The 6,477-nt window shown below is 30.0% G+C and carries 6 protein-coding genes; 5 read left to right on the forward strand and 1 reads right to left on the reverse strand.

Going from position 1 to position 6,477, the window contains the following annotated elements; translation table 11 throughout:
- The 4 genes from IDG60_RS04020 to holA all read left to right on the forward strand — a co-directional run.
- Positions 1-216 (forward strand): ComEA family DNA-binding protein (locus IDG60_RS04020; protein WP_206160515.1); only part of this gene is annotated, 216 nt, incomplete at its 5' end.
- A gap of 91 nt (positions 217-307) precedes the next feature.
- A complete protein-coding gene (locus IDG60_RS04025) occupies positions 308-769 on the forward strand; it encodes a ComE operon protein 2 (RefSeq protein ID WP_000439693.1) in 462 nt (153 codons plus the stop codon).
- A gap of 4 nt (positions 770-773) precedes the next feature.
- A complete protein-coding gene (locus IDG60_RS04030) occupies positions 774-2,975 on the forward strand; it encodes a DNA internalization-related competence protein ComEC/Rec2 (protein WP_206160516.1) in 2,202 nt (733 codons plus the stop codon).
- A gap of 56 nt (positions 2,976-3,031) precedes the next feature.
- A complete protein-coding gene (gene holA / locus IDG60_RS04035) occupies positions 3,032-4,006 on the forward strand; it encodes a DNA polymerase III subunit delta (RefSeq protein ID WP_001282563.1) in 975 nt (324 codons plus the stop codon).
- A 44-nt stretch (positions 4,007-4,050) separates the two neighbouring features.
- Here holA and rpsT read toward each other — a convergent pair whose 3' ends face one another.
- Positions 4,051-4,302, reverse strand: a complete 252-nt coding sequence (gene rpsT / locus IDG60_RS04040; protein ID WP_001274017.1) for a 30S ribosomal protein S20 — start codon at positions 4,300-4,302, stop codon at positions 4,051-4,053.
- Positions 4,303-4,647: 345 nt separating this feature from the next.
- On the opposite strand from rpsT, the gene lepA reads away from it, so the two are divergent.
- Positions 4,648-6,471 (forward strand): translation elongation factor 4, encoded by a 1,824-nt coding sequence (gene lepA, locus IDG60_RS04045; RefSeq protein WP_000368338.1) that lies wholly within the window; start codon positions 4,648-4,650, stop codon positions 6,469-6,471.
- The last annotated feature ends 6 nt before the right edge of the window (positions 6,472-6,477 follow it).

Below are 6,477 nucleotides of genomic sequence, written 5' to 3' on the forward strand. Positions count from 1 at the left end.
GTAAAAAATGGGAACACAAATAATACTAAAGTAAATTTAAATACCGCATCTGTATCAGAATTGATGTCTGTTCCTGGAGTAGGGCAAGCTAAAGCTAATGCAATTGTTGAATATCGCAACCAACAAGGTGCATTTCAAGAAATTGACGATTTGAAAAAAGTAAAAGGTTTTGGAAGTAAAACTTTTGATAAACTGAAATCTTATTTCACGATATAATGGATTATTTTAATTGCAAATTTTATTTTTTGTGATTAATCTTATATTATTAGAAAATGTTACTAAATTTTAAGTATGGAAGGTGAACATCTTGGAAAGAATCAAATGGGAAGAATATTTTATGGCACAAAGTCATTTGCTAGCATTACGTTCAACTTGTCAAAGATTATCTGTAGGTGCAACGATTGTTAAGGATAATCGTATTATTGCTGGTGGTTATAATGGCTCTGTAGCTGGCGAGGTGCATTGTATAGATGAAGGATGTTTAATTGAAGATGGACATTGTATCAGAACGATACATGCAGAAATGAATGCTTTATTACAATGTGCAAAACAAGGTGTATCTACTGAAGGTGCAACAATCTATGTTACTCATTTTCCATGCCTAAATTGTACAAAGTCAATTATTCAAGCAGGTATAAAGCGTATCTACTATGCAGAAGATTATCATAACCATGAATATGCAACTAAATTACTCAAACAATCTGGTATTGAATTTAAAAAAATTCCATTTTCACCAGAATATGTTGCTAAATATCTGACTAAAGGTTAATGTTTTGCTGTATGTCGCGTTATCAATGATTGTAGGAGTGCTTTGGAATTCTAGCAAAGTGCTCTCTACATTTCTTTTCATTTTACTTTTGTATATTACTTATCGTAAAAATAAAATCGTTTATGCCCCTATTTCTCTCTTTTTAATCATTTTCTCCTCATGGTATTTACATTATTCACAACAAGCAATATTTAATTATATCAATTATATTGAACGTAATTCTCAGTTTAATGAGCGTGCTCAAGTAATCCAAATTCAACGTCAAGGTAGTGACACATATAAAGGTAGGTTGAGTTTAAAAAATGAAATATATCCTTTCTTTTTAACAAATAAAAAGAATTTTGATTTAAAGAAAATTGAAAGTCGTAATTGTATTGTTAAAGGACAATTCAAAGTTAATGACAATAAGTTTGTAACTCTTAAATTACAAAGTATAGTTGTACAAAGCTGCCTAGAATCGAACCGGTCTAATTTAATTGAGAAACATAAACAGTTTATAATGAATCGAATTTATGATTCGGGTATTAAGTTTCCGGATCGTATTATGGCATTGATTACTGGTGACGTAAAAGAAATTAATGAGCAATTTAAGGAACGTGTTAAAGAGATAGGTATATATCATTTGCTGGCAGTTAGTGGCTCGCATATAGCTGCAATTGTATTCTTAATTTACCAACCTTTAAAACGATTAAATTTACCTTTATTTGTCATTAAAGGAATTACAATCATTGTATTAACTTTATATGCTCAATACACAAATTATGCACCTAGTGCTGTAAGAGCTATAATAATGACAACTCTTGTACTGCTTATTACTAAGCAAATTAAAATAAAGGGTATTCAGCTATTAGCATTTGCATTTATAATTATGTTTATTTTAAACCCACTAGTTGTTTATGATATTGGATTTCAATTTTCATTCATCATTTCATTTTTTATTATGCTACTTTTTCCTTTTTTACAGCAATTGTCAAAGTTACAATCATTATTCATAATTACGTTTATTGCACAATTAGCTTCATTTATCGTTGCCATTCCAAACTTTCATCAACTTCAATGGGTGGGATTTTTATCTAATTTGATTTTTGTACCGTACTATTCGATTATATTGTTTCCGCTATCTATTTTATTCTTTATTACAAGTCATTTTATTGTGGGATTAACGCCGCTAAATTACTTGGTTGACCTAAGTTTTAATTTTCATGACTGGTTACTAGACCTATTCACAAGAATTAAGCAATCACATTTTTCTGTTCCCAAGTTTAATGATTGGATATTTATAATATTTATAATTTCTGTTTATTACATATTTTGGTTATTGGCTAAACGTAAATATATATTGGTTACGTTTTGGACTATAATTATTCTGACATTATTAATAACGTTTCCAACAAATTCACATCACAAAATTACAATGTTAAATGTGGGGCAGGGAGACAGTATTTTATATGAAGGCGGTAAGAACCAAAATGTCTTGATTGATACAGGTGGGAAAGTGATTGATGATACTAAACAACCTAGTTATTCAATTTCTAAATATCATATTTTACCAACGCTAAATGAAAGAGGGATAAATGAATTAGAGTATCTAATTTTAACACATCCACACAATGACCATATTGGTGAAGTGGAATATATTATTAGTCATATTAAAATTAAACATATAGTGATATACAATAAGGGATATAGTAGTAATACATTGATGTTATTATCGAAATTAAGCCATAAGTACAACATTAAACTTATGGATGTAAGACAAGTTAGTAGTTTTAAACTTGGAGATAGTAGTTTTCTATTTTTTGATAGTTTTATTCCAAATAGCCGAGATAAAAATGAGTATTCGATTATTACTATGATTACATATCAAAATAAAAAAGTTTTATTAATGGGCGATGCTAGTAAAAATAATGAATCTTTACTACTAAAAAAATATAACTTGCCGGAGATTGATATTTTAAAAGTAGGACATCATGGGAGCAAGACAAGTAGTTCTAAAGAATTTATAGAGATGATTAAGCCTAAAATAAGTTTGATTTCTTCTGGGAAGAACAATATGTATCATCTTCCTAATATAGAAGTTGTTAAACGATTGCAAAGGATTCGCAGTCGCATTTACAATAGTCAACAAAACGGTCAAGTTACAATTGACTTAGATGATAATTTAAAAGTTGATTCAAACTCTTATGGAAATGCAAGTGGTTTATAGATACAGAAACATGATATAATCTATTGATGTGTCAAACGAATGAAAGGGTGTAATGAATGAGCGACAATATTGTAGCTATTTATGGAGATGTGCCTGAATTGGTTGAAAAACAAAGTGCAGAAATCATATCACAATTTTTGAAAAGTGATAGAGATGACTTTAACTTTGTGAAATATAATTTATACGAAACAGAGATTGCACCAATTGTTGAAGAAACATTAACATTGCCTTTCTTTTCAGATAAAAAAGCAATTTTGGTTAAAAATGCATATATATTTACAGGTGAAAAAGCGCCAAAAGATATGGCTCATAATGTAGATCAATTAATAGAATTTATTGAAAAATATGATGGCGAAAATTTGATTGTCTTTGAGATATATCAAAATAAACTTGATGAAAGAAAAAAGTTAACTAAAACTCTAAAAAAGCATGCAAGGCTTAAAAAAATAGAGCAAATGTCTGAAGAAGAAATAAAAAAATGGATTCAAAGTAAATTAAATGAGAATTTCAAAGATATCAAAAGAGATGCATTAGATTTATTTATTGAGTTGACAGGTATTAACTTTAATATTGTCTCACAAGAGATAGAAAAGTTGATTTTATTTTTAGGCGATAGACCAACAATTAATAAGCAGGATGTTAACCAAATTATTAATAGAAGTTTAGAGCAAAATGTATTTTTACTGACTGAATACATTCAGAAAAGAAAGAAAGAACAAGCAATTCATTTAGTAAAAGATTTAATAACTATGAAAGAAGAACCAATTAAATTACTTGCACTAATTACAAGTAATTACCGATTATTTTATCAATGTAAGATTCTGAGTCAAAAAGGATATAGTGGACAGCAAATTGCTAAAACAATAGGAGTGCATCCATACAGAGTAAAATTAGCGTTAGGACAAGTAAGACATTATCAACTTGATGAATTATTGAATATTGTAGATGCTTGTGCGGAAACTGATTATAAACTTAAATCATCATATATGGATAAACAGTTAATACTGGAATTATTCATTCTATCTTTATAAAAAATAAAAGTTCAAGCATGCGCTTGAACTTTTATTTAAAAAGATTATTTATTTGCAGTCATTAATTGTGATTTAATACGGTCAGCTTTGTTTGAATGTATTAAATTACTTTGAGCAGCTTTGTCTACTAACTTAACTGCTAAGCTTACTAATTCATTTTTATTATCAGCGTTATTTGAAACAGCTGTTTTAGCGTTTTTAACTGCTGTACGCATTGCACTCTTTTGTGAAATGTTGCGTGCTTCAGCTTTTTCAGTTGTTTTTACACGTTTAATTGCAGATTTGATATTTGCCATTTCTGTCACCTCCTAAAAGTGAGTTCATCTTATCAAAATTTTATTTGATTACAACAAGAAATATTTTAACAAAAGTCTAACCGTTGTGCAATCATTTATTTGATGGGGTTAGCTTAAAATTTTGCAGATTTAATAAATTGTGTTGGAAACACAATCAATACGTTTTATAATTATAAGTACGTAATTAACATATTAACATATCGCAAGTATGTATTTAAATAAAGATTGTTATAATTTCAAAGTTCATCCAAGATTATGGCGTTTGCATTTACCTATTAAAAACGTTATTATATCAAAGATGCGAAAGATAATACGGGTTTATTTTATGAAAGTGAGAAGGATAAAATGGATAATGAGCAACGCTTAAAAAGAAGAGAGAATATAAGGAATTTCTCGATTATAGCACATATTGACCACGGAAAATCTACATTGGCTGATAGAATTTTAGAAAATACCAAATCAGTTGAAACAAGAGATATGCAAGATCAGTTACTAGATTCAATGGATTTAGAAAGAGAACGTGGTATTACAATCAAATTAAACGCAGTTCGTTTAAAGTACGAAGCTAAAGATGGAAATACTTATACATTCCATTTAATCGATACGCCTGGACACGTCGATTTTACATATGAAGTGTCACGTTCTTTGGCAGCTTGTGAGGGTGCGATTTTAGTAGTAGATGCGGCTCAAGGTATCGAAGCACAAACATTAGCAAATGTTTATTTGGCATTAGATAATGAGTTAGAGTTATTGCCTGTTATTAACAAAATTGATTTACCTGCTGCAGAACCTGAACGCGTGAAACAAGAAATTGAAGATATGATAGGTTTAGACCAAGACGATGTTGTTTTAGCAAGTGCTAAATCTAACATTGGAATTGAAGAGATACTAGAGAAAATAGTTGAAGTTGTGCCAGCTCCAGATGGCGACCCAGAAGCACCACTAAAAGCGTTAATATTTGATTCTGAGTATGATCCATATAGAGGGGTAATTTCATCGATAAGAATTGTAGACGGTGTTGTTAAAGCCGGAGATAAAATTCGAATGATGGCGACTGGTAAAGAGTTCGAAGTAACAGAAGTTGGAATTAATACACCTAAGCAGCTTCCAGTTGATGAATTAACAGTTGGTGATGTTGGTTATATTATTGCAAGTATTAAAAATGTTGATGATTCTAGGGTTGGTGACACCATCACATTAGCTAGTAGACCTGCATCAGAACCATTGCAAGGTTATAAGAAAATGAATCCAATGGTATATTGCGGACTGTTCCCAATAGATAACAAAAATTATAATGATTTAAGAGAAGCATTAGAAAAATTACAATTGAATGATGCATCATTAGAATTTGAGCCTGAATCGTCACAAGCATTAGGTTTTGGTTATAGAACTGGTTTCTTAGGTATGTTACACATGGAAATAATTCAAGAAAGAATTGAAAGAGAATTTGGCATTGAATTAATTGCAACAGCACCATCTGTAATTTATCAATGTATTTTAAGGGACGGTTCAGAAGTGACGGTTGATAACCCAGCACAAATGCCAGATCGTGATAAAATTGATAAAATATTTGAGCCATATGTTCGTGCAACTATGATGGTTCCAAATGACTATGTAGGTGCAGTAATGGAATTATGTCAACGTAAACGTGGACAATTTATAAATATGGACTATTTAGATGATATTCGTGTAAATATTGTTTATGAATTACCTTTAGCTGAAGTTGTATTTGATTTCTTCGATCAACTTAAATCTAATACTAAAGGATATGCATCATTTGATTATGAATTCATCGAAAATAAAGAAAGTAATTTAGTTAAGATGGATATTTTATTAAACGGTGATAAAGTGGATGCGCTAAGCTTCATAGTTCATAGAGATTTTGCATATGAACGTGGTAAAGCATTAGTTGAAAAACTTAAAACGTTAATTCCAAGACAGCAATTTGAAGTACCTGTACAGGCTGCAATAGGACAAAAAATTGTAGCGCGTACAAATATTAAATCAATGGGTAAAAACGTTTTAGCTAAATGTTATGGCGGTGACATAAGCCGTAAACGTAAATTACTTGAAAAACAAAAAGCAGGTAAAGCTAAGATGAAAGCAGTTGGTAATGTTGAAATTCCACAGGATGCTTTCTTGGCTGTATTGAAAATGGATGACGAATAAGTTTTT

Source organism: Staphylococcus sp. EG-SA-2 (assembly GCF_017152085.1).